29 protein-coding genes and 1 other RNA gene are annotated in these 26,767 nt (G+C 67.6%); 20 read left to right on the top strand and 10 right to left on the bottom strand.

Annotated features, from left to right (window positions below; all coding sequences use genetic code 11):
* Nucleotides 1-10: 10 nt before the first annotated feature.
* Genes SMN802W_RS0109000 through SMN802W_RS0108960 form a run of 9 tightly spaced genes read left to right on the top strand, consistent with a single transcriptional unit; the run spans nucleotide 11 to nucleotide 11,716 of the window.
* Nucleotides 11-1,534, top strand: coding sequence for an XrtA system polysaccharide chain length determinant (locus SMN802W_RS0109000; RefSeq protein ID WP_019516576.1), 1,524 nt, complete (start codon nucleotides 11-13; stop codon nucleotides 1,532-1,534).
* Entirely contained in the window at nucleotides 1,531-2,523 is a 993-nt protein-coding gene (locus SMN802W_RS0108995) for an AAA family ATPase (RefSeq protein ID WP_019516575.1), read from the top strand. The genes SMN802W_RS0109000 and SMN802W_RS0108995 overlap by 4 nt, the downstream gene beginning before the upstream one ends.
* A gap of 2 nt (nucleotides 2,524-2,525) precedes the next feature.
* On the top strand, nucleotides 2,526-4,157 hold the full coding sequence (locus SMN802W_RS0108990; RefSeq protein WP_156818805.1) for a hypothetical protein: 1,632 nt from the start codon (nucleotides 2,526-2,528) through the stop codon (nucleotides 4,155-4,157).
* Nucleotides 4,158-4,169: 12 nt separating this feature from the next.
* Nucleotides 4,170-5,219: an XrtA/PEP-CTERM system-associated ATPase gene (locus SMN802W_RS0108985; protein ID WP_019516573.1), complete on the top strand. Its 1,050-nt coding sequence runs from the start codon at nucleotides 4,170-4,172 to the stop codon at nucleotides 5,217-5,219.
* A 3-nt stretch (nucleotides 5,220-5,222) separates the two neighbouring features.
* Nucleotides 5,223-6,068: an XrtA system polysaccharide deacetylase gene (locus SMN802W_RS0108980; RefSeq protein WP_019516572.1), complete on the top strand. Its 846-nt coding sequence runs from the start codon at nucleotides 5,223-5,225 to the stop codon at nucleotides 6,066-6,068.
* 2 nt (nucleotides 6,069-6,070) lie between these two features.
* Nucleotides 6,071-7,111: a FemAB family XrtA/PEP-CTERM system-associated protein gene (locus SMN802W_RS0108975; RefSeq protein ID WP_051083558.1), complete on the top strand. Its 1,041-nt coding sequence runs from the start codon at nucleotides 6,071-6,073 to the stop codon at nucleotides 7,109-7,111.
* 2 nt (nucleotides 7,112-7,113) lie between these two features.
* Nucleotides 7,114-8,283, top strand: coding sequence for a TIGR03087 family PEP-CTERM/XrtA system glycosyltransferase (locus SMN802W_RS0108970; protein WP_019516570.1), 1,170 nt, complete (start codon nucleotides 7,114-7,116; stop codon nucleotides 8,281-8,283).
* On the top strand, nucleotides 8,280-9,824 hold the full coding sequence (xrtA, locus tag SMN802W_RS0108965) for an exosortase A (RefSeq protein ID WP_019516569.1): 1,545 nt from the start codon (nucleotides 8,280-8,282) through the stop codon (nucleotides 9,822-9,824). Before SMN802W_RS0108970 ends, xrtA begins: the two co-directional genes overlap by 4 nt.
* Entirely contained in the window at nucleotides 9,824-11,716 is a 1,893-nt protein-coding gene (locus SMN802W_RS0108960) for an XrtA/PEP-CTERM system amidotransferase (RefSeq protein WP_019516568.1), read from the top strand. Before xrtA ends, SMN802W_RS0108960 begins: the two co-directional genes overlap by 1 nt.
* A gap of 9 nt (nucleotides 11,717-11,725) precedes the next feature.
* On the opposite strand, the gene SMN802W_RS0108955 is transcribed toward SMN802W_RS0108960, so the two are convergent.
* From SMN802W_RS0108955 to SMN802W_RS0108930, 6 genes are all read right to left on the bottom strand, one after another.
* The gene (locus SMN802W_RS0108955) at nucleotides 11,726-12,265 is read right to left on the bottom strand and encodes a DUF4337 family protein (RefSeq protein ID WP_019516567.1); all 540 of its coding nucleotides are present in this window, start codon (nucleotides 12,263-12,265) and stop codon (nucleotides 11,726-11,728) included.
* A gap of 48 nt (nucleotides 12,266-12,313) precedes the next feature.
* Nucleotides 12,314-12,589, bottom strand: coding sequence for a hypothetical protein (locus SMN802W_RS0108950; protein ID WP_156818804.1), 276 nt, complete (start codon nucleotides 12,587-12,589; stop codon nucleotides 12,314-12,316).
* 357 nt (nucleotides 12,590-12,946) lie between these two features.
* Nucleotides 12,947-13,132, bottom strand: coding sequence for a hypothetical protein (locus SMN802W_RS0108945; RefSeq protein WP_017978200.1), 186 nt, complete (start codon nucleotides 13,130-13,132; stop codon nucleotides 12,947-12,949).
* Nucleotide 13,133: 1 nt separating this feature from the next.
* A complete protein-coding gene (locus tag SMN802W_RS0108940) occupies nucleotides 13,134-13,547 on the bottom strand; it encodes an MAPEG family protein (protein ID WP_037523792.1) in 414 nt (137 codons plus the stop codon).
* Between the two features lie 181 nt (nucleotides 13,548-13,728).
* The gene (locus SMN802W_RS0108935; protein WP_019516564.1) at nucleotides 13,729-14,808 is read right to left on the bottom strand and encodes a 1,9-bis(guanidino)-5-aza-nonane synthase; all 1,080 of its coding nucleotides are present in this window, start codon (nucleotides 14,806-14,808) and stop codon (nucleotides 13,729-13,731) included.
* A 108-nt stretch (nucleotides 14,809-14,916) separates the two neighbouring features.
* A complete protein-coding gene (locus SMN802W_RS0108930; RefSeq protein WP_019516563.1) occupies nucleotides 14,917-16,146 on the bottom strand; it encodes a type III PLP-dependent enzyme in 1,230 nt (409 codons plus the stop codon).
* A 161-nt stretch (nucleotides 16,147-16,307) separates the two neighbouring features.
* On the opposite strand from SMN802W_RS0108930, the gene SMN802W_RS0108925 reads away from it, so the two are divergent.
* Together SMN802W_RS0108925 and SMN802W_RS18250 are read left to right on the top strand one after the other, a co-directional pair.
* Complete coding sequence (locus SMN802W_RS0108925) at nucleotides 16,308-17,267, top strand: threonine ammonia-lyase (RefSeq protein ID WP_019516562.1); 960 nt, start codon at nucleotides 16,308-16,310, stop codon at nucleotides 17,265-17,267.
* Entirely contained in the window at nucleotides 17,264-17,446 is a 183-nt protein-coding gene (locus SMN802W_RS18250) for a hypothetical protein (protein WP_156818803.1), read from the top strand. Before SMN802W_RS0108925 ends, SMN802W_RS18250 begins: the two co-directional genes overlap by 4 nt.
* A gap of 70 nt (nucleotides 17,447-17,516) precedes the next feature.
* Here the strand turns inward: SMN802W_RS18250 and SMN802W_RS0108915 are convergent, their stop codons facing one another.
* A complete protein-coding gene (locus SMN802W_RS0108915; RefSeq protein WP_026325932.1) occupies nucleotides 17,517-18,173 on the bottom strand; it encodes an alpha/beta hydrolase in 657 nt (218 codons plus the stop codon).
* A gap of 72 nt (nucleotides 18,174-18,245) precedes the next feature.
* On the opposite strand from SMN802W_RS0108915, the gene SMN802W_RS0108910 reads away from it, so the two are divergent.
* From SMN802W_RS0108910 to SMN802W_RS0108875, 9 genes are all read left to right on the top strand, one after another.
* Entirely contained in the window at nucleotides 18,246-19,322 is a 1,077-nt protein-coding gene (locus SMN802W_RS0108910) for a cysteine desulfurase family protein (protein ID WP_026325931.1), read from the top strand.
* The gene (locus SMN802W_RS0108905; protein ID WP_026325930.1) at nucleotides 19,319-20,404 is read left to right on the top strand and encodes a cysteine desulfurase family protein; all 1,086 of its coding nucleotides are present in this window, start codon (nucleotides 19,319-19,321) and stop codon (nucleotides 20,402-20,404) included. The genes SMN802W_RS0108910 and SMN802W_RS0108905 overlap by 4 nt, the downstream gene beginning before the upstream one ends.
* A complete protein-coding gene (locus tag SMN802W_RS0108900; RefSeq protein WP_019516557.1) occupies nucleotides 20,401-20,706 on the top strand; it encodes a 2Fe-2S iron-sulfur cluster-binding protein in 306 nt (101 codons plus the stop codon). The genes SMN802W_RS0108905 and SMN802W_RS0108900 overlap by 4 nt, the downstream gene beginning before the upstream one ends.
* Nucleotides 20,707-20,792: 86 nt before the next feature.
* On the top strand, nucleotides 20,793-21,062 hold the full coding sequence (locus SMN802W_RS0108895; RefSeq protein WP_019516556.1) for a hypothetical protein: 270 nt from the start codon (nucleotides 20,793-20,795) through the stop codon (nucleotides 21,060-21,062).
* A gap of 12 nt (nucleotides 21,063-21,074) precedes the next feature.
* The gene (locus tag SMN802W_RS0108890) at nucleotides 21,075-21,305 is read left to right on the top strand and encodes a hypothetical protein (RefSeq protein ID WP_019516555.1); all 231 of its coding nucleotides are present in this window, start codon (nucleotides 21,075-21,077) and stop codon (nucleotides 21,303-21,305) included.
* Nucleotides 21,306-21,343: 38 nt separating this feature from the next.
* Nucleotides 21,344-21,437, top strand: an RNA gene (gene ffs, locus SMN802W_RS17935) — signal recognition particle sRNA small type.
* A 166-nt stretch (nucleotides 21,438-21,603) separates the two neighbouring features.
* Nucleotides 21,604-23,232: a DNA polymerase III subunit gamma/tau gene (locus SMN802W_RS0108885; protein ID WP_019516554.1), complete on the top strand. Its 1,629-nt coding sequence runs from the start codon at nucleotides 21,604-21,606 to the stop codon at nucleotides 23,230-23,232.
* Nucleotides 23,229-23,552 carry a YbaB/EbfC family nucleoid-associated protein gene (locus SMN802W_RS0108880; protein WP_019516553.1) on the top strand — a complete coding sequence of 108 codons (324 nt, stop codon included), beginning with the start codon at nucleotides 23,229-23,231 and terminating at the stop codon, nucleotides 23,550-23,552. Before SMN802W_RS0108885 ends, SMN802W_RS0108880 begins: the two co-directional genes overlap by 4 nt.
* Nucleotides 23,553-23,689: 137 nt before the next feature.
* Nucleotides 23,690-23,923: a hypothetical protein gene (locus tag SMN802W_RS0108875; protein ID WP_019516552.1), complete on the top strand. Its 234-nt coding sequence runs from the start codon at nucleotides 23,690-23,692 to the stop codon at nucleotides 23,921-23,923.
* 73 nt (nucleotides 23,924-23,996) lie between these two features.
* On the opposite strand, the gene mtgA is transcribed toward SMN802W_RS0108875, so the two are convergent.
* From mtgA to SMN802W_RS0108860, 3 genes are all read right to left on the bottom strand, one after another.
* Nucleotides 23,997-24,671: a monofunctional biosynthetic peptidoglycan transglycosylase gene (gene mtgA / locus SMN802W_RS0108870; protein WP_019516551.1), complete on the bottom strand. Its 675-nt coding sequence runs from the start codon at nucleotides 24,669-24,671 to the stop codon at nucleotides 23,997-23,999.
* 85 nt (nucleotides 24,672-24,756) lie between these two features.
* Complete coding sequence (locus tag SMN802W_RS0108865) at nucleotides 24,757-25,980, bottom strand: flavin monoamine oxidase family protein (protein ID WP_019516550.1); 1,224 nt, start codon at nucleotides 25,978-25,980, stop codon at nucleotides 24,757-24,759.
* Complete coding sequence (locus SMN802W_RS0108860) at nucleotides 25,977-26,756, bottom strand: hypothetical protein (RefSeq protein WP_019516549.1); 780 nt, start codon at nucleotides 26,754-26,756, stop codon at nucleotides 25,977-25,979. Before SMN802W_RS0108860 ends, SMN802W_RS0108865 begins: the two co-directional genes overlap by 4 nt.
* Nucleotides 26,757-26,767 lie beyond the last annotated feature (11 nt).

The following is a 26,767-nucleotide window of genomic DNA, read 5'->3' as shown; positions in this document are numbered from 1 at the left end:
GGAAACGCGGGTGGGCGGTCTCATCAACGAAGCGCGGATCGCGCTGCACGCGATCTGGACGCGGCGCTGGATCGCGCTGGCGGTCGCGTGGGGCGTGTGCATCGCCGGGTGGCTGGTCGTCAGTCAGATCCCCAGCCGCTACGATTCCAAGGCGCGCGTGTTCGTGCAGATGCGATCGGTCCTGCCGACGGGCGCCGATTCGATGCAGGCGGCGAACGACGACGCGCACGACATCGACACGGTGCGCCAGACGCTGACCAGCGCGGTCAGTCTCGAAAAGGTCGTGCGCGGCACCGACCTTGCGAAAACGGTGTCGAGCGACCGCGATGTTGCCGACCGCGTCGCCGGGTTGCAGAACGCGATCAAGATCGTCGCGCAGCAGGACAATCTGTTCGAGATCACCACCACTGCCGCAAGCCCCAAGCTGGCCGCCGCGATCACGCAGAAGCTGATCGATATCTTTGTCGAGACCAACCTGTCGTCGGATCGGTCGCAGAACACGCAGACGCTCGCCTTTCTTGACGGGCAGTTGCAGACGCTCGGCACCAAGTTGCAAGACGCCGAGGCAAAGCGCGCGTCGTTCCAGAACAATTATCTCGGTGCGCTGCCCGGCACCGGATCGATCAGCGACCGTATCGGTGCGGCTCGCACGCAGATGAGCCAGGTCGACGGCGATCTGGCGGCGGCGCAGTCGAGCATGGCGGCGCTGTCGGGGCAGATGGCGGCGACGCCGAAGACGATCGCGGGCGCAGGGATCGCACCCGGCGTCGGCCCGGCGCGCGCGCGGCTGGCGGCGATCCAGGGCCAGCTTTCCGACGCTTACGGCCGTGGCTACACCGACAGCCACCCCGACGTGATCGCGTTAAAGCGGCAGCTGGCGCAGGCGCAGGCCGCTGCGCGCGGCGAGCCGCTGACCGGCGGCAGCGACGGCGGCGTCGCCAACCCGGCCTATTCCTCGTTGCAGGCGATGATGACCGACAAGGGCTCGACCGTTGCCGCGCTGCAGGCGCGCAAGCAGCAGTTGCAGAGCGATCTCGACCAGTTGAACGCGAAGCTGGCAGGCGATCCCGCGGTTGCAGCCGAACAGGGCGACATCGATCGCAATTACGATGTGCTGAAAAGCCAGTATGACCAGTTGCTCGCGCAGCGTGAACAGGTTTCCTTGCGCAGCCAGGCGCAGACGCAGACCGACGCGGTCAAGTTCAGCGTGATCGATCCGCCGACGGTGCCGCGCACGCCGACCGCACCCAACCGCCCGCTGCTGTTGACCGGCGTGCTGATCGTCGGGCTGGCCGCGGGCATCGGAGCGGCCTTCGCGCTCGGCCAGTTGCAGGGCACGTTCCCGACCGCGCAGAAGCTTGAGAAGGTCACCGGCATGGCCGTGATCGGCTCGATCGGTGAGATGGTGACCCGCCAGCAGACCGAGTTGCGCCGCCGCCGCCTGACGTGGCTGGCAGGTGGATTTGCCGCGCTGGGGCTCGCTTACGTGGCGCTGCTCGGCGTCGAGATGCTCCAGCGGGGACTTGCCGCATGACCCAGCACCCGAAACGCAACCCCGAGGAATCGCTGATCGAGCGCGCGGCCAAGGTCTATGACTTCGGCGCCCATCTGCGCGCACGCGACATCCCGGCGTTTGAGGAACCCGCGCCGTTCGTGGACGAGGAGCCGGCCGCTGTTCCCCCCGTCACGGCTCACGCGCAGCCGGTGTCGCCAACGCTCGCGGCAATCCCGGCGGAGTTCCTGTCGGACAGCGACGACGACGGGCTGGACGAATGGGAAGCACCCGAGAGCGACGTGGCGCAGATCGACCGCACGATGCTGGCGGAGGCGGGCATGCTCGTCCCCGGCGCGCCCGTCGGCGCGCTCGCGGAGGAGTTCCGGCTGGTCAAGCGCCAGCTGCTGCTGACCGCCCGCGACATCGCCGCCGGACCGATCGGACAGCGTGCGCGCACGATCATTGTCGGATCGGGCAAGCCGGGCGAGGGCAAGACATTCTGCGCGATCAACCTCGCGATCAGCCTGGCGGCCGAGCGTGATGTCGAGATCCTGCTGGTCGATGGCGACTTCGCCAAGCCCGACATCATGCAGCGGCTGGGGCTGGAAGACAGCCTGGGGCTGCTCGACATCCTGGGTGACCCGCGGCTCGATCCAGAGACATGTGTGGTGCGCACCGACGTGCCGCAATTGTCGCTGCTGCCCGCCGGACAGCGCACGCACGCCGATACCGAATTGCTCGCGTCGCACCGGACCGAGGCGGTGATCGACCGGTTGCTGGCGGCGAACCCGCGGCGGATCATCATCTTCGACACGCCACCGGCACTCGCCGCATCGCCCGCCTCCACGCTCGCACTCTTGGTCGGGCAGGTCATGCTGGTGGTGCGCGCCGATCGCACCACCGAGGCCGACGTGCGCGAGGCAGTGCAGCTGCTCGACGGGTGCGAGCAGATCCACCTCGTCATCAATTCGGTCTCGTTCGAGCCGGGGCGCGGTCGCTTCGGCAGCTATTACGGTCAGGAGAAGTAATCGTGGCCCGGTCATCCAGCACCTTGGCGGGTGCGTTGCTGGCATCGGCGGCGACGCTTGTCGCCGTGCCGGTCGCGGCGCAGTCGCGGTCGCATTACGTGTCGCCCTATATCGAGGCGACGCAGGCGGTTGCGGCCGATCTGTCGAACGGCGACGACGTCGTCACCTACACCTCGCTCGCCGCAGGGGTGGACGCAGGGATCAGCACCGCGCGCACCGATGGCCAGATCAGCTATCGCTACGAGCGGCGTTTCTCATGGGAAAGCAACACCGAGGACCAGAGCATCCACAGCGGCCTCGCGCGCGTCACGATGCAGGTCGCACCGTGGCTGTTGCTCGATGGCGGTGCGATCGCCACGCGGCAGCGCAGCGACATTCGCGGCGCGGCGCCGGTCAACCTGATCGGCACCACCGACAATCTGAGCCAGGTCTATTCGCTGTTCGCCGGCCCCAGCGTCGCGACGCGGGCAGGACCGTTCGACGTGAGCGGCAGCTACCGTTTCGGCTATACCAAGGTCGAAGGTGACACCGACATCGCGCTCGCGCCGGGATCGCCGCGGCTCGACAATTTCGACTCCTCGACCAACCATGTCGTGCAGGCGAGCATCGGCGTGCCCGCGAACCGGATCGCGCCGTTCGGCGTGACGCTGAGCGGCGCGTATGAGCGCGAGGACGCGAACCAGCTCGATCAAAAATACGAGGGCTATTATGGGCGCGGCGACGTGGTGGTGCCGGTCAGCCGCACCGTCGCGCTGCGCGCGGGCGCGGGTTACGAGCGGATCAAGGCGACGCAGCGCGACCCCCTGGTCGACACCGCCGGCAATGCGGTGGTGGACGGCAACGGCCGTTTCGTCACCGACCCGAACTCGCCCGAGCGAATCGCCTACGACACCGACGGGTTGATCTACGACGCGGGCGTGATCTGGCGTCCGTCGCCGCGCGTCGAGTTGCAGGCGACCGCGGGCTATCGCTACGGCGGTGAGACCTATACCGGCGCACTGTCGTGGCGGATGTCGGAGGCATCTGGGCTGCAGGTCGTCGTCTATGACGCGATCGAGACGTTCGGGCGGCAGCTGCGCGACGGGATTGCGGGGCTGCCGACCAGTTTCCAGACGCAGAACGACCCGTTCGGGCAGCTGTTCGGCGGCTGCGTGTTCGGGCGCCAGGGCGGCAGCCGCGAGAGCGGTGCGGGCGGCTGCCTGAACGACGTGTTCCAGTCGATCTCGACCGCCAGCTACCGCGCACGCGGAATCGACGGCGCGTGGAGCGTGCAGCAGGGTCGCACCGGCTACGGCATCGGTGCGGGCTATGCCAACCGCCGGCTCTATGCGCCGCGCGTCGCGGTCGGCACGCAGGTGCTGGGGCTTGAGGACCAGAGCGCCTATGCGCAGGTGTTCTACTCGCGTGCCTTGAGCCGCGTGTCGCAGTTCGACGCCAATCTCTACGCCAACTGGTTTTCGAGCGACCTGCCCGGCGCGCAGGACGTGTACGGGACGGGCATGAACGGCACCTACAGCCGCAACTTCGGTCGGCTCGGCACGTCGCTGTCGGCGGGGCTGTACGCGTTCGACCAGGGTGATTTCGACAAGCAGGTGTCGGCGCAGGCGCTGCTCGGCGCACGATATAATTTCTGAACGGAAACGGCCATGTACGAGACGTTCTTCGGATTTCACGACCGCCCGTTCCAGTTGACGCCCGACCCGCGTTTCTGGTTCGACACCGCCACGCACAAGAAGGCTATGGCGTATTTGGGCTACGGCCTGGCGCAGGGTGAGGGCTTCATCGTCATCACCGGCGACATCGGCGCGGGCAAGACGACGTTGGTCGGGCATCTGATGGACCAGATCGATCCCGCGAACCTGAAGGTGATCAAGATCGTGTCGACCGCGATCGAGGCCGATGATCTGCTGCGCATCGTCGCAACCGGACTGGGCATCGATCACGCGGGCAAGAACAAGGCCGAATTGCTGCTGCTGATCGAGCGCGGGCTTCACGCCGTTGCGCGCACCGGGCGGCGCACATTACTGATCGTCGACGAGAGCCAGGCGCTGCCGACCTCCGCGCTCGAAGAGTTGCGAATGCTGTCGAATTTCCAGGCAGGCGGGCATGCGGTGCTGCAGATTTTCCTGCTCGGCCAGCCCGAGTTTCGCGAGCGGTTGAACGGATCGGCGCGGCTGGAGCAGTTGCGCCAGCGCGTGATCGCGGTGCATCACCTCGATCCGATGGAACCCGACGAGGTCGCCGATTACGTCGGCCACCGCTTGCAGATCGCCGGCTGGACCGGTCGCCCGAACTTCACCGAGGATGCGTTCCCGGTGCTGTACCGCGCCAGTGAAGGTGTGCCGCGCCGGCTCAACCAGTTGATGAGCCGCGTGTTGCTCCATGCTGCGGTGGCCGAGATCGAGATGATCGATGCCAAGGTCGTGCGCGCGGTCGTGAACGATCAACGGCGCGAGATGCCGGCGGTGGCGGCACAACCTGCATCCGCGCCTGAGCGTCCGGCGGCGGCCAACACCAACCATGACGAGGTCGAGGCGGCGCGGGTTGCGCCCGCGGCGATCGACGACGAGCGCCTCACCATGCTGGAGGAGCGGATCGCGGAACAAGATGCGGCGCTCAGGCGCGTGCTGACGCTGTTGATCGACTGGGTCGAGCGCGACGAGTTGCGCGACATGCCGGTGCGCGGAGCCGCCTGAGCAATGGCAAACGGCCGCGTTCTCAACGGCATGTCGGTCGATGTGGAGGAATGGTTCCAGGTCGGCGCGTTCGAGCGCACGATCGACAAAGCCGATTGGTCGACGCTCGAAAGCCGGGTCGCCGACAATACCGCGCGCGTGCTCGACCTGTTTGCCGAGACGAACACCAAGGCCACGTTCTTCACACTCGGCTGGGTCGCGGCGCGGCAAGGCGCGCTGATGCGCCGAATCGTGGGCGAGGGGCATGAGGTTGCGAGCCACGGCTGGGATCACCAGCGCGTGTTCACGATGGATGCCGACGCGTTTAGAGCTGACCTCCACCGTGCGCGCGTGTCGCTCGAAGATGCGACGGGGTCCGCGATCACCGGCTATCGCGCGCCGAGCTTCTCGATCGATCAGCGCACGCCCTGGGCGCACGCAGTGCTGGCGGAGGAAGGCTATCGTTACTCGTCCAGCGTCGCGCCGGTCGTGCACGACCATTACGGCTGGCGCGACAGTCCGCGCTACGCGTGGCGGCCGCTGAGCGACGACGCGCTGGTCGAAGTTCCCGTGACCGTGGGCGAGGCGGCGGGACGACGTTTCGCGACCGGCGGCGGGTTCTTCCGCCTGCTGCCCGCGGGCGTGACCGACTTCGCGCTGCGACAGGTCAATGCGGCCGCGCAGCCCGGCATGTTCTACTTTCATCCGTGGGAAGTGGATCCCGGCCAGCCACGCGTGACCGCGGCGCCGCTCCGGTCGAAACTGCGCCATTACAGCCGCCTGGGCGCGATGGCGGGCAAGCTGCGCGGCTTGCTCGAACGCCACGAATGGGGCCGCGTCGATGCCGTGGTGGAGCGGCTGCTGGCGTGACGATGCCGTTGCTCAATCGACCAATCGGGGTGCGTGGGGCCGGCGCAGGGGACCGCGCCGCGCTGGACGCCTTCGTATGCGCACACCCCGATGCGACGCCGTTTCACTTGTCCCAATGGGGCGAGGCGATCGCGGCTGCGTGCGGGCAGCGCGCGCATTTGTTGGTCGCCGAACATGCCGATGGCAGCATTGCAGGCGCGTTGCCGCTCACTGAAATGCGATCGCCGCTGTTCGGGCGCGCGCTGGTGTCGAGCGGGTTTGCGGTCGATGGCGGCATGTTGGGTGAAGCAGCTGCGATCGAGCCGTTGGCGTCGGCGGCACGCGATTTGGCGGCTCGGCTGGGCTGTCCGTCGATCGAGCTTCGCGGCGGTGCGCATCCGGCGGGCTGGGCGGTCGATGCGGGCAGTTATCTCGGCTTCGCACGCCCGCTCGCCGCGGACGATGAGGCCGAACTGCTCGCGATCCCACGCAAACAGCGCGCCGAGGTGCGCAAGGCGCTGGCGAACGACCTGACGGTCGAGGTCGGACGCGATGCGGCGGCGTTGCGCGACCATTATCGTGTTTACGCCGAGTCAGTACGTAATTTGGGAACGCCGGTGTTCCCGCGCGCGCTGTTCCGTGAGGTGATGACGCGCATGGACGCCGACGTGCTGACGGTGCGGCATGCCGGTGTCGCGGTGGCGAGCGTGCTGAGCCTCTATTGGCGCGGCACCGTCTACCCATATTGGGGCGGGGGCACCCAGGCAGCACGTAGCCTTCGCGCCAACGACCGGATGTATTTCGCGCTGATGGCCCACGCGCGTGCACGCGGATGCACGCGGTTCGACTTCGGGCGCTCGAAGGTCGGCACCGGTGCCGCTGCGTTCAAGAAGAACTGGGGTTTTACCGGCGAACCGCTCGCCTACGCATCGTGGAGCGAGGGCGAGCGGCGCGAGGTCAATCCGCTCAATCCCAAATACGCGTTGATGGTACGGACTTGGTCGAAGCTGCCGCTGCCGCTCGCCAACATGGTGGGGCCGTGGATCAGCCGCGGGCTGGGCTGACGATGGACATCCTGTTCCTCGCGCACCGTGTGCCGTTTCCGCCCGATCGCGGCGACAAGATCAGGAGCTTCCATATACTGCGCCATCTGGCAGCGCGCGCGCGGGTGCATCTGGTCGCGTTCGCCGACGATTCTCGTGACCTGGATCCGCCGGCCGAGTTTCGTGCCTTGCTGGGTGAGTGCGTGGTGGTGGAGCGGACCAAGCCGCGGTGGCGTGCCGGCGTTGAGGCGCTGGCGGGCGGGCGGCCGTTGTCGTTGGCGGCGTTCGATGACGCGCGCGTGCGTGCCGCGGTCGCGCGGATTGTACGCGAACATGCAATCGATCGCGTTTATGCTTTTTCGGGGCAGATGGCGCAATATCTGCCCCAAGGCGTGCCGGCGGTGATGGACTTCGTCGACGCCGATTCGGCCAAGTTCGCCGCCTTTGCGGAGGATGCGAGCGGGGTGGCACGCTGGATGTATCGTCGTGAGGCGCGCCTGCTCGGCGCCTACGAGCGTGCGGTGACCGCCCGCGTGGGGGCGAGCCTGTTCGTCAGCGCCGAGGAGGCGGCGCTGGTGCCCGGGGCACGCGCGCTGGAGAATGGGATCGATACCGCCTTCTTCGATCCCGCGGCGGCGTTCGTGCCGGTGGTCGGGCAGGGCCGATTGATCGTCTTCACCGGCCAGATGGACTATAAACCCAACGTCGACGCAGTGGTCGGCTTCGCGCGCGACGTGCTGCCCCTGATACGCGCGCGACATTCCAACGTGCGCTTCGCGATCGTCGGCCGTGCGCCGGTGCGCGAGGTGCGCGCGCTTGCAGGCGAGGCGGTGATCGTGACCGGCGAAGTGCCCGACGTGCGCGGCTGGCTCGCCGCCGCGGAACTCGTTGTCGCCCCGCTCGGGCTGGCGCGAGGGATACAGAACAAGGTGCTGGAGGCGATGGCGATGGCGCGCGCGGTGGTCGCCTCGCCGGCCGCAGCCGAGGGGATCGACCACGCCGGCTCGATCTGCGTCGCGGCGAAAGCATCGATGGCCCAAGCGGTCAACACGTTGCTCGACGAGCCGGCAAGCGCGAACTCTTTGGGGCTGAGGGCACGGGCGCGGGTTCAGGCGCGTTATGCCTGGGACGCGTGCCTCGCCCCGCTCGACACCCTGATTGAGCTCGAGACGCCTGCAAAGGTCGCGGCGTGACGATCGCGCTCTCCCGGCGCGCCTTTTCGGCCTCGACGTGGACTCGGCATCTCGTCGTCCTGACGCTCGCAGCGGCGGCGCTGCTGCTGATGTTCGAGGGCGACGTCCGTGATATCGTGCACCTGTGGTGGACCAGCACGACGTTCGGCCACTGCCTGTTCATCGGCCCCGTCGTCGCCTGGCTGGTGTGGTCCAGACGCGCCGAGCTTGCGCGGTTGCAGCCGGTCGCATGGGCGCCGGGCCTGCTGGTCGTTGCGGCAGGAGGCGCGGGATGGCTGCTTGGCGAGGTCGGCGGCGTGGCACTGGCGCGGCAACTCGGCCTCGTGCTGATGCTGGAAGGCGCTGTCGTCGCGACACTTGGGCCGAATGTCGCCCGCGGGCTGATGTTTCCGCTCGGCTACGCCTTCTTCATGGTGCCGTTCGGGCAGGAGCTGGAACCACCGCTGCAGGACGTGACCGTCGCGATCACCATGCCGCTGCTCCACCTCTTCGGTGTCCCTGCGGTCGTCGACGGCGTGCTGATCCATGCCGGGCGCTATTATTTCGAGGTGGCCGAGGCCTGTTCGGGCGCGAAGTTCGTCATCTCCATGGTCGCATTCGGCGTGCTGGTTGCGAACCAGTGCTTCACCTCCTGGGGCAGGCGCGCCGTGTTCATGTTCGTCTGCGTCGTCGTGCCGGTGCTCGCCAACGGCGTGCGCGCGTTCGGGACGATCTACGCCGCGCATCTGACCAGCGTCGAGGCGGCGACGGGATTCGATCATATCGTCTATGGCTGGGTGTTCTTCGCGATCGTGATGGCGGGCGTGATCGCGATTGCGTGGCGCTGGTTCGACCGCTCGCCCGACGATCCCGCGTTCGACCCGGCATTGTCGCAGGCACCCGTGCGGCTGACGCTGGAGGTGGTGGTCGCAGGCGCGCTGGTTATCGCGGGGGCAGGCGTGTTCCCGGCTACCGCGGCGGCGATCATGGCACGCGCCGCTCCGCTTCCCGCGCATATCGGCCTGCCGCCGGTCGCGGGCTGGCACCGCGTCGATCTCGATCCGCGCACGGCGTGGTCGCCCTATCATCCCGGCGCCGACCACTTCCTGCTCGGGCGTTACGCTGATGCCGACGGCAATGCGGTCGACATGAGCGTCGCGGTCTATGCCAATCAGGAGGAGGGCCGCGAGCTCGTCTCCTACGACACCGGCGTCTTGCGCGAGGACGACCACTGGGTCCGCGTCGCCGACCTGCCTGGCCTGGATGGCGGCAGCGTGATGCGGATCGTTGCCGATGCACCGCCCGGTACAGGCGGCGGGGAGGTGGAGCGCGTCGTCGCGACATGGTACCGCATCGGTGACACGGTGACCGGGGACGACAGGACGGTGAAGCTCGCAACGGTGAAGATGCGTCTGTTTGGCGCGCCCCAGCCGGCGATTGCGCTGCACCTGTCGGCGGTGGCGGCGCCGGGGCACGATCCGCGCGCCGTGATCGGACGCTTCCTCGCCAGCCTGGGGGATCCGGGTGCGGCGATGCTGCGGGTTGCCGAGACGCCGCGCTGATGTGCGGCATCGCGGGGTTGTTCTATCCCGCCACGCCCAAGCCGGTCGACCCGGCACGGTTGCGCGCGATAGCGGACGCGATCGCGCATCGTGGCCCCGATGGCGCAGGGGTGTGGACCGCGCCCGGCGTCGGCTTCGCGCACCGGCGGCTGTCGATCATCGACCTCGAAGGCTCGCCGCAGCCGATGGCGACCGCCGATGCGCGGCTGACGATCGTCTTCAACGGCGAAATCTATAACTACCGCGAGCTGCGCGACGAATTGCAGCGGCGCGGCCACGTCTTCACGACCGATGGTGATACCGAGGTCCTGCTCCACGGCTATGCCGCCTGGGGCCCTGCTATGTTGCAGCGATTGAACGGCATGTTCGCCTTTGCGATCCACGACGCGAAGACGCAGGCGCTGTTCCTGGCGCGCGATCGGATGGGCGTGAAGCCGCTTCACTATGCCGAGCTGTCCGATGGCGCGGTCGCGTTCGGGTCCGAGCTGAAGGCGCTGCTCGCGCACCCGCTGCTAAGGCGCAAACCCGACGTGCGCGCGGTGGAGGATTACCTCGCCTACGGCTACGTGCCCGACGATGCCTGTCTGGTCGCGGGCGTGAGCAAGCTCGCCGCCGGCCATTACATGCTGATCGAGCGCGGCAAGGGCACGCCCAAGCAGCGGCAATGGTGGGACGTGTCCTTCGCCAATCGCGCGCGTGGCTCGGCGGCGGCGCTGGGCGAGGAGTTGCTCGAGCGGATGCGCGACGGCGTGCGCTCGCGGATGGTCGCCGACGTGCCGCTCGGCGCATTCCTGTCGGGCGGCGTCGACAGCTCGGCAGTGGTCGCGTTGATGGCGGAGGCGAGCCGCGCCGCGGTCAAGACCTGCACGATCGGCTTCGACGAGGCGGGGCATGACGAGCGCGCGCATGCCGCCGCGGTGGCCGAGCGGTTCGCGACCGATCATCACGTTCGCGTCGTGCGACCGGACGATTTCGGATTGATCGACACGTTGGTGGCGGCATTCGACGAACCGTTCGCGGACGCCTCCGCGCTCGCCACCTACCAGGTCGCACGCTTGGCGCGCGAGCACGTCACGGTCGCGTTGTCGGGCGACGGCGCGGATGAGGCGATGGCGGGCTATCGTCGCTATCGCTTCCAGGCGGCGGAGGAGCGCGTGCGCGGGCTACTGCGGCCCGACCTGCGTCGACAAGTGTTCGGGACGCTGGGGCGTGTCTATCCCAAGGCTGACTGGGCGCCGCGCCCGCTACGCGCAAAGACGACGCTGCTGGCACTCGCCGACGACGGGGCGGAGGCCTATGCGCGCTCGGTCGGGGTGACGATGCCGGCACTGCGCCGCGCGCTGTTCAGCGATGCCGCGCGCCGTGCGCTCGGCGGGCACCGGGCGGAGGATCGCTACGTCGCCGCGATGCATGACGCGCCCGCGCGCGATGCGATCGACCGTGCGCAATATGCCGACATGAAGATCTGGCTGCCCGGCGACATCCTGACCAAGAGCGATCGTACCAGCATGGCGGTGGGGCTGGAGGCACGCGAGCCGCTGCTCGATCACCGGCTGGTCGAGTTCGCCGCGACCCTGCCGCAGACGATGCGGCTGCGCGGCGGCGAGGGCAAGTGGCTGATGAAGCGGTCGCTCGAACGCTATCTGCCGCGCGACATCCTCTACCGGCCCAAGATGGGGTTCGTGACGCCGGTCAGCGCGTGGTTCCGCGGGGGCCTGTCGGGTGAGGCCGCCGGGCTGGCGCGCTCGCGCGTGCTCGGCGACAGCGGCTGGTTCGACATGAACGAGATCGCGCGCGTGGCGGAGGCGCACCGGACCGGGCGCGAGGAGCATGGGCGGACCTTGTGGCAGTTCGTGATGCTGGAACGCAGCCTCACGCGCCTATTCGCCTGACCGCCTCGCCTAACCCAGCAGCGTGCTCAGCACATCGGGGTGGAAGCCCCAGCCGGCGAACCCGCACAGCGACAGGAACAACCCGAACGCGCCGAAGCACCATGCCGCCGCAAGCACCCATGGCGCCTCGACCAAAGCCGCCACCGCCGCAACCGAGATCGCGGTGGACAGCGCCGCCTCGCTGGCATCGAACTGATCGTCATGCACGTTAAGCGCGTCGTACTGTGTTTCAAAGCCCTGTGCCTGCGTCTTCAGCACAGGTGTCTCAGCCTTGTAGCGCGCGAGGTCGGCGGCAAATGAGGGCGGTGGAGCGGCATGGGTCGCCGCGACCTCGGCCATGCTCGTCTCGATCACACGCGCCTTGACCCGCGTCGCCTGATATTCGTTCCAGCGGTCGACGCTGTGCGCCTCGGCACGGTCCATCGCCTGCACGATGTTGCCGTCCTTAATGTTGCCCAGCCCCATCGCGACCGACAGCACGACGACCGTCACAGCGACCCCGCGGTTCAGGCGCTTGTCCTTCGCCTCGGCGCTGACTTCGATCTCCATGCGGCCGATCATGCGCGGGCGGACGTCACCGCGCCAGTTAACTCGCGGTCATGTGGCTGGTTCGTCCGCTTTGATCTGCCTTACAAAACGCAATGACACGGCCGTCTCGCCCGCTTTTCGCCGAGCGATATCGGTAATGTGCTGGTCGTCGATCATCAGCGTTTCGGTCGTGTCGAGTTCTCGCCGTTCCTTCCCGATGAGTCGGATGTGCAACGGACCCTGATCGAGTTCGAGCGGCTCAGAATCGGTGAACGTGCCTACGGATTTCATGTACCGACGTTCGACCTCGCGGTAGCCGGCCAAGTCATATTGCGCGTCGGGCATCATAAATCGCACAGAACAAGCGTGGTAAGGCGGTAGCTCGAGGTACACGAACAAGCGTTCCGCGCCGCTGCCGAGCTGCCACGCGTCCTGGATCGTCGCGGAGCGTGACCTTCACATCCTCTGCGCTGAGCGGCTCGGCGCTACGCTCCGCCATCAACGCGTCGATCGCGGCGTCGTCGGGAAAGGTCTTGAGGCACGCCGTCTCGTACAAGTCGACCGCGCGCGCCAGCCGCGCCGCGCCGACGTCGGCGTCGCGGCCAGCAGCATGGATAGCAGGATCATCGTCGCTCCCCCTTTGATCGGGGATGATGGCGTAAGTGCGCGCGCGTCGTCCAGCGCGCGAACGTAAAATTCACCTCAGCGCAGCTTGGCGATCGAGAGGCCGTCGGCCTTGGCGCGGTCCTTGGTCGACTCCTCGGATCGTTTCAGCGCCTTGGCGATCGCCTTCAGCGCCATGCCCTTTTTGGCGAGCGTGTGGAGCTTCTGGATCTCGTCCGCGGTCCAGGGTTGCCGGTGCCGTTCGAACGTTTCGCCCTTTGCCATGTCAGAATACCGCCAGACCTGCGTGGAGCGTCAGCGCGGACAGCACCAGCGACGACGCGATGAAGAGATAGAAGCGCACCGACACGCGGTTGACCGTCGCCTGCCAGATGCTGTGCGCGACGCGCAAGGCGACGTAGATCCAGGCGAGCGCGACGTTGACCCCGTAGCCCGTACCGGTCAGCGCGATCACCCCGCACACCGCGTAGAACAGCACCGGCTGTTCGAGCAGGTGATTGTAATTGTGCGCCTTCCACTGCGCTTCGGCCGGCAGCGAGCGGTCGGCGTCCGCCGCCTTGCTGCCGACTAGCGCCGACAGCTTGACCCCAGCGCGGGTCATCGCAGGCAGCCGGGTGGCGAGCATCCAGCCGAGCATCACCAGCGTCCACGCGATCAGCGCAACGACCGGCTGAAGGATCGCGTGGAGAGGGGGGCACGTCCATGTTGCGACGTTAGTGCAGGCGGTCGTTTCGCGGAAGGGGCGTGGAGGAAAGGGCTGCGTCACGGGGATGAACCCCGTGACGTCGGACGCGAGTGCGGGCACCCGCGCCAGCCGAGCCTTGGCCGTCTCGCGAATAGCGCTGCTATTCGCGTGCGGCTCAGGCGAACAGCTTCGCCCAACCCCGCTTCGCTCGATCCTTCCAGTGACCACGATGATACGCGTCGCTAGCCAGCAGCGGCATCACCGAGCCGGCCTCGGCGAATACCATCTGCTCGATGCCGGTGTTGACCTTGCCCCAGCTCGCCGCCTCTTGCAGCGTCGAGGACGAGCAGGCACCGTCACGCACGTCGGCGACGGTGATCTGCACCGCGTATTTGTGCACCTCGACATCCTCGTGGCCCAGGATCTCGGCGCAAACTACGGTGTCTTGGATGAAGTTCTTCGGCACGCCGCCGCCGATCATCAGGAGCCCGGTGGTGCCCGCCTCGATCTTGATCTGCGTAAGCTCGCGGAAGTCGGCGATCGCGTCGAGCACCATGTACGGACGACCTTCCTTTGCCGCGTCGACCTGATGCTTGACGAGGCCGAAGCCGGCCGACGAGTCGACGAACGCCGGGCAGAAGATCGGCACGTCATGCTCATAGGCCAACTTGACGAGGCTGTTGTCCTTCTTGCCATGCTCGACGAGGTACTTGCCCATCTCGCGAATGAACGCGCGGCTGCTGTACGGCTTTGGCTCCAAGCTTTCCGCGATCTTGTTGATCGTGAAGTCGCAGTCCTGTAGCTGCTGCTCATCGATGTACGTGTCGTAGATGCGGTCGATGTAGAGGCTGCGGAGCGTGTCGTCGTCGGGCACCTCGAGCGCTTGGTAGTGCTTGTGACCCAGCCCCTCGAAGAAGTCCATATCGACGATGGTAGCGCCGGTGGCGACGATCACGTCGACCATCTTGTTGCGGACCAGTTCGGCGTACAGGTCCATGCAGCCGCCCGCTGAGGTCGAGCCGGCGATGACCAGCACCACCGTGCAGTCCTTATCTGCGAGCATGTCGTTGTAGATCTTTGTCGCGCGACCGAGGTCGCGACTGGTGAAGCTCATGTCCGACATCGCATCGACAATCGGACGCGCGTCGAAGCTCTTGATGTCGATATGCTTGACCTGCTTCGACAGCAGTTCAGCCTTGCGATTGTCGTTGATCGGCGCGTTGGCACCGGCGGTCTTGTTGAGGGTGTCAGTCATGGGTTGCTCCCCGCATGATCGGCGCGACGTCGTTCGAATGGGGACGCGCAAACCCGTTGATGGCGGCACGTCAATGCGCGCCGCCACCGGTTCGTTGCAGGCTGTGGGTTACAGCTTGACGACGTTCGAGGTGACTTCGACGTTGTCCTGCTCGATCGTCTCATAAAGCGAGACCATCGGCTCGTCGGTGACGATGACGGTCTCGTCCGAGCCGAAGCCGTTGAACGCCGTGCGCATTGCCGAGCCGTAAGCGCCGAGCATGCCGATCTCGATGTAATCGCCCACCTGCACGTCCGCCGGCAACAGGAACGGGCCTGCCATATGGTCGAGGTCGTCGCAGGTCGGACCGTAGAATGAGAACGGATGATCGCGAACGGTCGATTCCGGCTCGCGCAGCAGCGTGACCGGGAAGCGCCAGCCGATGTGCGCGGCGTCGAACAGCGCGCCGTATGCGCCGTCGTTGATGTACAGCTCGTCGCCGCGGCGACGCTCGACGCGCACGACGACGCTGCTGTACTCGGCGCACAAAGCCCGACCCGGCTCGGCCCAAAGCTCGGCCGAGTAGGAGATCGGCAGGCTCTCGAACGCGCGGTGGATCGTCTCGAAATACCGTTCGAGCGGGGCCGGCTCCATGCCGGGATAGCTCGACGGGAAACCGCCTCCGACGTCGATCACGTCGACCGTCACCGCTGCCTCGACGATCGCGGCACGGACGCGCTCCATCGCGTCGGAATAGGCCTCGGGCGTCATCGCCTGGCTACCGACGTGGAAGCAGATGCCGAGCGCGTCAGCCGCCTGGCGTGCGGCGAACAGCAGCTCCTTCGCCTCGTGCGGCGCGACGCCGAACTTGGACGCGAGACTCAGCTTCGAGTGTTCAGACGACACACGCAACCGGACGCACAGCGTCAGGTCGGTCGCGTTTCCGGTCGCGCGCATGATCTTGTCCAGCTCCTCGATCGAATCGAGGCTGAACGTGCGGACACCGTGCGTGGCATATGCCTCGCGTACGGCTTCCTCGGCCTTGACCGGATGCATGAAGCAAAGCGTCGCTTGCGGCAGCGTGCGCGCGACGAGCCGCACCTCTGCGAGGCTGGCGACGTCGTAGTGCGTGATGCCGTTGTCCCACAGGATCTGCAGGAGCTCGGGGCTCGGGTTCGCCTTCACCGCATACATCGAGCGGCCGGGAAACTTCTCCGAAAAGAAGCGGGCGGCCCGCGCCGCGGCGTGGGGACGAACGAGCGTGACCGGCTGAACCGGTCCACCCTTGGCGATGTCGATGCCGCCACGAGCGGCAGTCGATTGGGACGCTAGCCCCAGCGCGCGATGATGGTTGTGCAATTCAAGGGACCTCCGTGCCACGGCGGCGCCGCGGACTTGTTGTTCGACAGATCACTGCCTTGCGGTGGAAGTCCCTTGGGGCAGCGGAGGGGTCACATAGGAGTGCGATACCCCCCTGTAAAGCGTTTCACGGACCCTTGTTTCGTGCCATTCCACGAGCTGTGACGATTTTACGACAACCGACACGCGCAGGGGTTCGCGACGCTGCTGCAAAGGTCGCGGCGATCCTGCCGCCGACGCCGCTGTACGTGGTGACGATCGACGGCGTGGCGGTGGCGATGAAGGCCGAATCACTCCAGCCGATCGGCGCTTTCAAGATACGCGGCGCGTGGCACCGGCTGACCGCGATGGACGAGGAAGCGCGCGCGCGCGGCGTCGTCGCCTTCTCCAGCGGCAACCATGCGCAAGGTGTCGCCTGGGCGGCGAAGCGGCTCGGCATGGCGGCGACGATCGTGATGCCGGCGGACGCGCCCAGGGCGAAGCGCGAGGCGACGCTCGCGCTCGGCGCCGAGGTGGTCGACTATGATCGTATGAGCGAGAGCCGCGAAGTGATCGCCGCACGGCTGGCAGAGGCGCGCGGCGCCACATTGGTGCCGAGCTTCGACGATCCGTGGATCATTGAGGGGCAGGGCAGCGCCGGGATCGAGGCGGCGGAGCAGATGGCGGCGGCGGGGCTGCCGCCGTGCGCCCGCGCGGTGATCCCGTGCGGCGGCGGCGGGTTGGCGGCAGGTATCGCGCTGGCGCTCAAGGATGTCGCGATCACCGTGGTCGAGCCCGAGGGCTGGGACGACATGCGCCGTAGCCTGGAGGCGAGCTGGATCAAGCCCGTCGGCCCAAATCCGCCGCCGACCGCGTGCGACGCGTTGCAGACCAGGCAAGTCTCGCCATTAACCTTTGACGTGTTGAGCCGGCGAGACGCGACGGGCGTGGCGGTCAGCGAGGCGGAGGTGCGCGCCGCGCAGCGCTGGGCGGCGGAGCGGTTGCGGCTGGTGGTCGAGCCGGGCGGGGCGGTCGCGCTCGCTGCGCTGTTGTCGGGCAAGGTCACGCTGGAGCCGGGGTTGCTGGTGATCCTGTCTGGCGGGAACGTCGATGTCGACGCTTACGCGCGGGCGATCGCGTGACCGGGGGCGTGTATGGCTCGATCGCAAGTGCCGCGCCGGCCATCGCCATGCTGGGCGTGTTCGCTTGCGTGATCGGCGGTGTTCAGCTGATCAGGACCGGACGCGATCGGCGCAAGGGCGTGCTGATGCTCGCGATGGCGCTGGTGCTCCTGGGGAACGTGCTGATCTGGACGCTGTAAGGAAGCGACACGGGCGAAGCCCGCGTCGTCGGTCGCCGCTGGCGCGCCGCCGGCCGGGCTGGCCCCTCATTCACCGAATGGGTGAATTAGGGTCCAGCCGCATATCCAAGTAATTATCCACGCTCTTCATCAAATCTGGCATCTCATGCTCGAAGAAGTGGTTTGCGCGTGGAATCGTGTCGTGGTGGATCGTGATGTGCTTCTGCGTGCGCAGCTTGTCGACCAGCTTCTGCGTCGCGGGCGGAGTCGCCACTTCGTCCTCCGCGCCCTGGATGATGATGCCCGAAGACGGACACGGCGCGAGGAAGGTGAAGTCGTAAAGGTTGGCAGGCGGCGCGACCGAGATGAAGCCGCGAATCTCGGGACGGCGCATCAGCAGCTGCATGCCGATCCACGCGCCGAAGCTGAACCCGGCGATCCAGGTCGTCTGCGCCTCGGGGTGGAAGCTCTGGATCCAGTCGAGCGCGGCGGCCGCATCCGACAGCTCGCCGACGCCGTTGTCGAACACGCCTTGGCTCTTGCCCACGCCGCGGAAGTTGAACCGAAGGGTGGCGAAGCCGCGGCGCTGGAACGTCTTGTAGAGTTCCTGCACGATGCGGTTGTTCATCGTGCCGCCCGCGGTCGGATGCGGGTGCAGGATCATCGCCACCGGCGCGCGCGGGCGCGGCGCGGGGGCGAAGCGGCCTTCAATGCGACCTTCGGGACCGGGAAAGATGACTTCGGGCATGGTCACTCGTTATAGGAGCCTAGGACGCGCAAGCGTCCTGAATGGCGCGCTATATAGGCGCGGCCGTCAGGAATGGAACGTTTTGTGTTGGATCGCCTCTATCTCGACCATGCCGCGACGACGGCGATGACCGTGAGCGCGCGCGAGGCAGTGCTCGCGGGCATGGCGGTCTGGGCCAATCCATCGTCGCCGCATGCCGAGGGACGCGCCGCGCGCAAGGCGTTTGAGGAAGCACGCGCGCAGGTGGCGCGGGCTTACGGCTGGGCGGGCGAAGTGCTGTTCACCAGCGGCGCTAGCGAGTCGCTCGGCATCGCGCTTCAACGCACGCACGCGCCTGGGCGCTGGGCGAGCGCGGTCGAGCACGACGCGGTGTGGCGCTCGGGCGCGACCCCGCAGGTGATGGCGGTCGATGCGAATGGCGTGGTGACGCGCGAGGCGCTGACTGCAGTCACCGGCGGGCTGGTGTGCGTGCAATGGTGCAACAGCGAGACGGGCGTGCGCCAGCCGATCGCCGTGATCGCCGAGGCAGTGCACGCGGCCGGCGCGCTGCTGCTGGTGGACGCAGCGCAGATGCCGGCAGGTGAGGGCGCGGATGTCGCCGCGCACGCCGACATGGTCGCGCTCTCGGCGCACAAGCGCGGAGGACCGGCGGGTGTCGGCGCGCTGCTGGTGCGCGATCTGGCGACGCTCGCACCGTCGGGCGGACAGGAGCGCGGCTATCGCGCGGGAACGGAGAACCTTCCCGGCGTGCTCGGCTATGCGGCGGCGCTCGCCGAAGCCGAGCCGATCGAGCGCTGGGCAGTGATGCGCGCGCGTCTCGACGACGCGATCCGCCGCTCGGGCGGCGAGGTCGTGGGTGAGGGTGCCGAGCGTCACCCCGCAATCGGCAGCTACCGCATGCCCGGCGTCGCAGCGAACGCGCAGCTGATCCGCTTCGATCTGGGCGGCATTGCGGTGTCGGCCGGCAGCGCGTGCGCGAGCGGAAGCCTGAAACCCAGCCATGTGCTGCGCGCGATGGGATGGAGCGAGGAACGTACGGGCGAGGTGATCCGCGTCAGCTTCGGGCGCATGACGAGCGAGGCCGAGGTCGAGCGGTTCATCGCCGCGTGGCGCGGTATCGCGCGCGAGACGCGGACGTTCGCTGCGTGATCTACCTCGACTATCAGGCGACCGTGCCGCTCGCGCCCGAGGCATTGGACGCGATGCTGCCATGGCTTCGCGACGGGTTCGCCAATCCGCATTCGTCGCACCGCGCGGGCCGTGCCGCTAGGGCGGCGGTCGAGGTCGTCCGCGACGAGATCGCGCTGCTGCTGCCGCCGGGCGGACACGTGTCATTTACCAGCGGCGCGACCGAGGCACTCAACTGGGCGATCAAGGGGACGAGCGGCGGCATCGTCACGCCCGCGACCGAACATGCCGCGGTACTCGACACGGTTGCAGCCGAGGCGGCGCGTGGGAGATCGGTGACGGTGCTGCCGGTCCGACCCGATGGACTGATCGACCTGGAGGTGGCGCGCGCGGCGATCGTGCCCGGCACCGGTCTGGTCGCCGCGATGCTGGTCAACAACGAGATCGGTGTGGTGCAGCCGGTCGCGGCGCTGGCGGAGATGGCGCATGCGGTGGGCGCGGTGGTGCTGTGCGACGCGGTCCAGGCGTACGGCCGCGTTCCGATCCCTGACACGGTCGATCTGGTCGCGGTGTCGGCACACAAGGTGCACGGACCCAAGGGCATCGGCGCGCTGTGGCGGCGTGACCGCGTAGCGCTCACGCCGCTGCTGCACGGCGGCGACCAGGAGGACGGGCGTTCGGGTACGCTCAGCCCGGCCCTGTGCGCAGGGTTCGGCGCGGCGGCGCGTTTGATGCGCGAGCGTAAGGTCGAGGACGCCGCGCACATCGATCTGCTCTGGCAACTCGCGACCGAACAACTGCGAGACTGGACGGTCAACGGCGCGATTGATCCGCGCTACCACGGTAATCTGAATGTCCGGCACGACGGACTGGATGTGAACCGATTGATGAGCGACCTGCGCGATCTCGCTTTCTCCGCCGGCAGCGCGTGTGCGAGCGGATCGGGGCGCGCGAGCCACGTGCTGCGCGCAATCGGGCTAAGCGAGCGCGAGGCGCGAAGCTCGATCCGGCTCGGCTTCGGGCGGTACACGACCGAGGCGGAGGTGCGCGACGGGGTCGCGCGGATCGCCGCCGCCGCGCGTGCGCAGAGGGTCGCGGCGTGAAGCTGTATGTCGTCGACGGGGACGCCGTCTCCGAATTCATGGGCGAACCGGGCGAGCGATTGCTCGATGCCTGCCAGCGTGCGGGGTTGCCGCTGGAGGGTACCTGCGGCGGCGACATGGCGTGCGCGACCTGCCACGTGATCGTCGCGGCCGAGGATTTCGCGCGTTTGCCCCCCGCCAGCGAGGAGGAAGAGGACATGCTCGATCTCGTACCCGCAAGCCGCCGTACCAGTCGCCTCGCCTGTCAGATCGTGCTGACGCCTGCGCAGGAAATGCTGCGCCTCAGTCTCCCGGCAGCCTGACTCTCCGCTGACCGGGCGGTTCACGGAACCAGCAGCATCGCTGGCCTATTCTGCGCAGCATGGGGGCAAGCAGAGGAGTGAGAGGCATGAAGCTGATGATGTTGAGCCTGGCCGGCGTGGTCGCGGCGAGCGCGATGACGCCGGTGGCGGCGGACGCACAGCGCTGGCGCGACGATCGCGGCTGGCATTCGGGCCGCTACTATCATGGTGGCCGATATTACGCGCCGCCGCGCCGGTTCCGTGGCCGCGGATACCGCAACGATCGCCGCTGGCGTGGACCGCGTTTCCGCACCGTCTGCCGCTATCGTCCGGCGCGCTATGGCTCCGTCCGCCGCTGCTATCGTGTTCGTTACTGAGGAGAGAAGACCATGAAGAAACTGCTTTCCATGCTCGCGCTCGGCGCATTGTCGCTCACCGGTGTGGCGGCGAGCGCCGCTCCTGCCGCGGCGCAGCAGCGCGTGGTGGTGCGTGAGCGCACCGTCGTTCGCCACGATGGCCCGCGCTACCACAATCGCTGGCGCACCAAGCGCGTGTGCGAGAAGCGTTGGCGCAACCATCGCCGCGTGACGGTGTGCCGCACGGTGCGCTACCGCCGCTAATCGCTTGATCCAACCGCCCGGCTCCGCCATATGGCGCGCGAGAGTCGGGCGGACGTGGTCGTCGCCAACCTGGTCAGGTCCGGAAGGAAGCAGCCACAACGATTTCGCCGCGGGTCGTTCCGGCTCTCACCGCGCAGTTGCAAGAGCGCGAGGCGCCTCCAGCAACAAGCGCGGCCGGCGACGCGAAGCATCGTCCGACGAGGCGGCTTTGTCTCGGCGCCGCCCGTCGCACCGAACTAGCTCATTCGTCTCCACGCAGCCTTCGACAAACGCGCCCCCGCGTCCTACATCGGTTGCAATGTCCGACTCCCTCGACCTCGGCTCTTCACCCCAGCCGGCGGCATCCGCCAAGCCCGAGACGTACCGCGTTCTCGCGCGCAAGTACCGGCCGCAGACCTTCTCCGCGTTGATCGGGCAGGACGCGATGGTGACGACGCTCGCCAACGCGATCCGCCGTGGACGGCTGGCGCATGCGTTCCTGCTGACCGGGGTACGCGGCGTCGGCAAGACCTCCACTGCACGGCTGATCGCGAAAGCGCTCAACTGCATCGGCCCGGATGGGCAGGGCGGACCGACGATCGATCCGTGCGGGGTGTGCGAGCCGTGCCGCGCGATCGCGGAAGGGCGCCATATCGACGTGATCGAGATGGACGCGGCGAGCCATACCGGCATCGACGACGTGCGCGAGATCATCGAGGCATCGCGCTACGCCGCGGTATCGGCGCGATTCAAGATCTACATCGTGGACGAGGTCCACATGCTGTCGAAGGCGGCGTTCAACGGGCTGTTGAAAACGCTGGAGGAGCCGCCCGCGCATGTGAAGTTCCTGTTCGCCACGACCGAGGTGAACAAGGTGCCGATCACCGTCCTGTCGCGCTGCCAGCGCTTCGATCTCAGGCGTATCCCGGCCGAGAAGCTCGCCGATCATTTCGCGCGCGTGTCCGAGGCGGAAGGCGTGGCGGCCGAGCCCGAGGCGCTGGCGCTAATCGCGCGCGCGGCGGAAGGATCGGCGCGTGACGGATTGTCGATCCTCGACCAGGCGATCGCGCACGCGGATTTGGAGGGCGGGGCGGTGCGCGCCGAAGCCGTTCGCGACATGCTGGGGCTGTCCGATCGCGGCGCGGTGCGTGACCTGCTCGCGCTGTTGCTCGAGGGGAATGCACCCGACGCGCTCGTGGCGCTTAGGCGGCAATATGCGCTGGGCGTCGATCCGCAGACGGTCATGCGCGGGCTGCTCGAGGCAGTGCACGGCATCACGCTGATCAAGGTCGGCTCGACCGAGGACCCTGCGCAGCCGGTCGAGGAGCGCGCCGCCTATCGCGAGTGGGCGGGAGCGATGTCGTTCCCGGTGCTCCACCGGCTGTGGCAGCTGCTGCTCAAGGGCTATGAGGAGGTCAGCGGCGCGTCGTTGCCGATCGAGACCGCCGAGATGGCGCTGCTGCGTGTGATCCATGCCGCCGGCCTGCCCGATCCGGGCGAGTTGGCACGGCGCGGACCTGCTGCTGCACCCGCCGCTCCGCCGGCACCCGCGAGCCCGCCCCCGCCCGCCGATCGAACCCCGCGCGAGTTTGCCGACGCACTCGACGTGGTCGAACAGGCCGGGCAGATCGCGTTGGTCGCGCGGTTGCGCCACGCGGCGCGACTGGTCCGCTACGCGCCGCCCGAGATCGAGTTCAGCAACACTCGTCCGCTGCCGGCCGACCTGCTGGTCGAACTCGCGACCGCGTTGAAGGACGCGACCGGGCGGGTGTGGAAGGTCGCGATGGTCGACGCGCCGGGTGCGCCATCGGTGCGCGAGGCGGAACTCGACGCGGTGCAGGCGCGTCACGATGCTGTTGCGCAGAGCCCGGCCGTACTGGCGGCGCTCGACGCTTTTCCCGGGGCGGAGCTCATCGATCCGCCCGCAGCCAAACGGAGTCTCTCGTGAAGGATTTGAACGACATTCTGGCGATGGCGCAGAACGTCCAGGCCGAATTGCAGAAGGCACAGGACGGGCTCGACACGATCGAGGTTGATGGCACCGCCGGCGGTGGCCTCGTCAAGGTCAAGGCGTCGGCGAAAGGCCGGATCATCGCGGTGTCGATCGACGAATCGCTGCTCCAGCCGAGCGAGAAGCAGATGGTCGAGGATCTGGTCGCTGCCGCGCTGAACGACGCGCGCGCGAAGGCGGATGCGGCGTCGTCGACTGAAATGTCGAAAATGACCAGCGGTCTCCAACTGCCGCCGGGATTCAAGCTGCCGTTCTGATAGCCTCAAATCGTCAGCGATGTGCGGCGGGGCAGCGGAGACGCAGCCCCGCCGTTCGCGTGTCCGGCGTTCGTCACGCACGCGGAACAAGTGCTGTCCGGCTCGGTTTTTGCCATCACCAATCACAGGAGGATGGCATGGACGAAGATCGCATCACGCAGACCCCGCACACCACCGTGATCGAGCGTCGCGGATCGAGCAGCGGGCTGATCATCGGGCTCATCGCTCTCGTCGTCATCTGCGTCGGGGCGTACTTCCTGTTTGTCGGAAGCAACAGCGAAATGGCGAAGAACAACGCGATCACGTCGGCGGCGAAGAGCGTCGGGTCGACCGCAGACAAGGCCGGTGCGGCGATCGACAAGAATAGCTGAGATATAGACCGGGCGACGATAGGGTGACCGTGCCGCCGCCCCGATCACTAGCGTTGCCGTGATGGCAGCCTGGTCACCTGAGGCAGGCATCAAACCCGTCGCGGCGCACCACGCCGATGCGAGCGGCGAGCGTGTTGCCGTGACGGCGAACGAACCCGCGCGGGTCAATCGCCTCGCGCTTCTTGGGTAGCGGTAGCACCGCCGCGATTCGTCCCGCCTCGGTCGGCGTCAGGCGCGCGGCCGAGTGGTTGAAGTAGCGGATCGATCCCGCCTCGACGCCATATGTGCCGATGCCCGTCTCGGCCAGGTTAAGGTAGACCTCCATGATCCGGCGCTTGCCCCAGATCAGCTCGATCAGCATCGTGAACCACGCCTCCAGCGCCTTGCGGACATAGCCGCCGCCCTGCCACAGGAAGGCGTTTTTCGCCGTCTGCTGGCTGATGGTCGAACCGCCGCGGATGCGACCACCCTGCGCGTTGCGTGCCGCCGCGCCTGCGATCGCGCGCCAGTCGAATCCGTGATGCATGCAGAACCGTGAGTCCTCGCCCGCGATCGCTGCGCGCGGCATGTCGGGGTCGATGTCGGCGAGCGGGGTCCAATCCTTCGTGATCGAGCGGCCCTGCACCAAGTCGCCAGCCATCGTGAAGGTGAACGGCGGCGGGACGAGCGCGTAGATGCCGACCCACAGGACCGACACAACGACGAACCACAGGACTGCCTTGAAAGCGATAAGAAGCACGCGGGTCATGGTGGCGCGGAACCTACGCGGTCGAGCAGGCGGGGTGAAGGGTGATCGCGCGAATGAGAGATGGTCACCTCTGCAAGCGTGTGCCTCAGCTCAAAGCCGTCAACGCGCGGAGGGCTGCCGCCGCGGCGATGAGGCCGGTGTCACGCGCGCCATGTGCTGTGGAAAAATCATGTGGCGAGCAGGCTTCGCCCGCGAAGAACAGGCGATCGTCGATCGGCTGCGACAGCATTGCGCGCTGGTCCGCCTGTCCGACGCGCGCGTGCGAGTAGCTGCCCTCGATCCAGGCCTCGTGCCGCCAACGCGTCGTGGTGATCGGCGTGAAGCGAGGGCGCCAGTCGCTGCCGAGCAGCGCGACGAGTTCGTCGATCGCGAAGGCTGCGGCGTCGCCGTCTTCGAGCTGGTCGGCGCAATCGCCGCCAAAGAAGCTCTCCACCATCGGCCAGCCGAACGGCGACAAGCGGTGGCTCGCGGTGCAGGTGCGATACGGATTGCCGATCAGGTGCGCGTCGTGCGGCCAGTCGGCACGATCGACGGACAGAAACGCCTTGTCGGCCACGCCGAGCGGGAGCGCGGCGGCGGCGTGGTGCTTGTCGGGCAGCGCGGGGGTGAACGACAGCCGTTCGTCGGCGAGCACCGTCGTCGGCACCGCGACGATAACGACGCGCGCCGTGATCGTACCGGCAGAGGTGGAGACGTGCAGCGCCCGAGCGGAATGATCGACGTGGGTCGCGACCACACCTGTGCGGATCCTTACTCCCGCGGCGTGCTGGGCGACGAGCGTGCCATAGCCCTCGCGCACCGCCCAATTGTCCTCGGTCGCGGCATCCTCATAGGCGAGCCAGTCGTGCAGCGACACGTCGTTGAGGTTCGCGCCGTTGGCGTAGCCCGAGATCGCGTCGAGCATCGGGCGCCAACGATCGTCGTGTGCAACGAATGCCGACAGCGGTTGGTCGGGACCACTTGCCGCTGTCCGGGCCCGCGCTTCCCACGCATCCCAAGCACGACTGAACGCGGCCTGCTCGTCGGGCGGGTAGCCGAGGTCGCGCCACTGGTCGCCCCAGCGCGCGGTGTCGGTGGCGATGGTGAAGCCGGCCGCGCGTGCCACGTCGGTCCAGCTGTTGCGCCGCGCCGAATGGAGCCAGCCGCAGCCGAGGTCGAGCGCGGCGTCACGGTAATGCACCGTGTGCGCGCGCCCGCCGATCCGCTCACGCGCCTCGATCAGCAGCGTGTCGACGCCTGCGTCATGCAGGTGTCGCGCGGCGGCAATCCCCGCCGCCCCTGCACCGATGACGAGGACGTCGGTGCTCACTGAAACGACGGCACCGATTGGGGTTGATCCTCAGGGAGCAATGACACCTGCTTGCGCATCGCGCCATCGCGCGCGGCAACATATTTGGCGGCGCTCATCGTCAACGCCAGGCAGCCGACCACGATCGCGTCGAGCGCGAGCATAACCCACACCAGCGCAGATGGACGACCGATCGCGCCAAGTCCAAGCGCGTAGTGCAGTGCCATGAGCGGGATAACGCCCGCGAGCAGGTACACGACCGCGCGCCAGAAGCTGCCGGCCATCACGGCGCACGAGCGAAGCGGGCCAAGACTGGCGTTGCCGAGCGGCCAGGCGACGAACCAGGCGGTCAGATAGATGCCGAGCACCGACTGTGCGACCGCGAGCACCGCCGTGACGACCGAGGCCGAACGCGCATCGAGTCCAAACAGTGCGCTGAGCGAGGGTCCGAACAGCATCAGATACTGGACGCTGCCCGCTAGCACGAATTGGATCGCGAACAACCCGAGTGCGCGCGCGTCGAACGAGAGCATCCGCCGTGTGTCACCCTCAAACGCGAGAAAGCGCACGAACCAGTAACCCGGTAGCAGCAGCGCTAATATCTTGGCGAAACCGAAGGCCATGCGCACCGGATCGCTTGCCACCGCGCGCGCCACGTCGCGGCTGACGTACATGCCGGATTGCACTTCGACGATGTGCTGCGCCAACTCGATCAGCACCGGCACCAGAAACAATAGCGGCGCCGCTCGCGCGAACCGGGCAGCGCCGCCGTACACCTGTTTGATCGACCGCCACATGGTTCACCCCC

The sequence above is a fragment of the Sphingomonas sp. Mn802worker genome (assembly GCF_000382485.1).
GTDB lineage: Bacteria > Pseudomonadota > Alphaproteobacteria > Sphingomonadales > Sphingomonadaceae > Sphingomonas.
The sequence above is the reverse complement of the archived record's forward strand: the minus strand, read 5'-3'. Positions and strand labels throughout refer to the sequence as shown.

Bases quoted from the DNA above. Each gene is read 5' to 3' on its own strand.
- SMN802W_RS0108995 (WP_019516575.1), top strand. From the start codon at position 1,531: ATGACCCAGCACCCGAAACGCAACCCCGAGGAATCGCTGATCGAGCGC.
- SMN802W_RS0108985 (WP_019516573.1), top strand. From the start codon at position 4,170: ATGTACGAGACGTTCTTCGGATTTCACGACCGCCCGTTCCAGTTGACG.
- SMN802W_RS0108980 (WP_019516572.1), top strand. From the start codon at position 5,223: ATGGCAAACGGCCGCGTTCTCAACGGCATGTCGGTCGATGTGGAGGAA.
- SMN802W_RS0108975 (WP_051083558.1), top strand. From the start codon at position 6,071: ATGCCGTTGCTCAATCGACCAATCGGGGTGCGTGGGGCCGGCGCAGGG.
- SMN802W_RS0108970 (WP_019516570.1), top strand. From the start codon at position 7,114: ATGGACATCCTGTTCCTCGCGCACCGTGTGCCGTTTCCGCCCGATCGC.
- SMN802W_RS0108960 (WP_019516568.1), top strand. From the start codon at position 9,824: ATGTGCGGCATCGCGGGGTTGTTCTATCCCGCCACGCCCAAGCCGGTC.
- SMN802W_RS0108955 (WP_019516567.1), bottom strand. From the start codon at position 12,265: ATGGAGATCGAAGTCAGCGCCGAGGCGAAGGACAAGCGCCTGAACCGC.
- SMN802W_RS0108950 (WP_156818804.1), bottom strand. From the start codon at position 12,589: ATGCCCGACGCGCAATATGACTTGGCCGGCTACCGCGAGGTCGAACGT.
- SMN802W_RS0108945 (WP_017978200.1), bottom strand. From the start codon at position 13,132: ATGGCAAAGGGCGAAACGTTCGAACGGCACCGGCAACCCTGGACCGCG.
- SMN802W_RS0108935 (WP_019516564.1), bottom strand. From the start codon at position 14,808: ATGACTGACACCCTCAACAAGACCGCCGGTGCCAACGCGCCGATCAAC.
- SMN802W_RS0108915 (WP_026325932.1), bottom strand. From the start codon at position 18,173: ATGCCCGAAGTCATCTTTCCCGGTCCCGAAGGTCGCATTGAAGGCCGC.
- SMN802W_RS0108910 (WP_026325931.1), top strand. From the start codon at position 18,246: ATGGAACGTTTTGTGTTGGATCGCCTCTATCTCGACCATGCCGCGACG.
- SMN802W_RS0108895 (WP_019516556.1), top strand. From the start codon at position 20,793: ATGAAGCTGATGATGTTGAGCCTGGCCGGCGTGGTCGCGGCGAGCGCG.
- SMN802W_RS0108890 (WP_019516555.1), top strand. From the start codon at position 21,075: ATGAAGAAACTGCTTTCCATGCTCGCGCTCGGCGCATTGTCGCTCACC.
- SMN802W_RS0108885 (WP_019516554.1), top strand. From the start codon at position 21,604: ATGTCCGACTCCCTCGACCTCGGCTCTTCACCCCAGCCGGCGGCATCC.
- SMN802W_RS0108875 (WP_019516552.1), top strand. From the start codon at position 23,690: ATGGACGAAGATCGCATCACGCAGACCCCGCACACCACCGTGATCGAG.
- mtgA (WP_019516551.1), bottom strand. From the start codon at position 24,671: ATGACCCGCGTGCTTCTTATCGCTTTCAAGGCAGTCCTGTGGTTCGTC.
- SMN802W_RS0108860 (WP_019516549.1), bottom strand. From the start codon at position 26,756: ATGTGGCGGTCGATCAAACAGGTGTACGGCGGCGCTGCCCGGTTCGCG.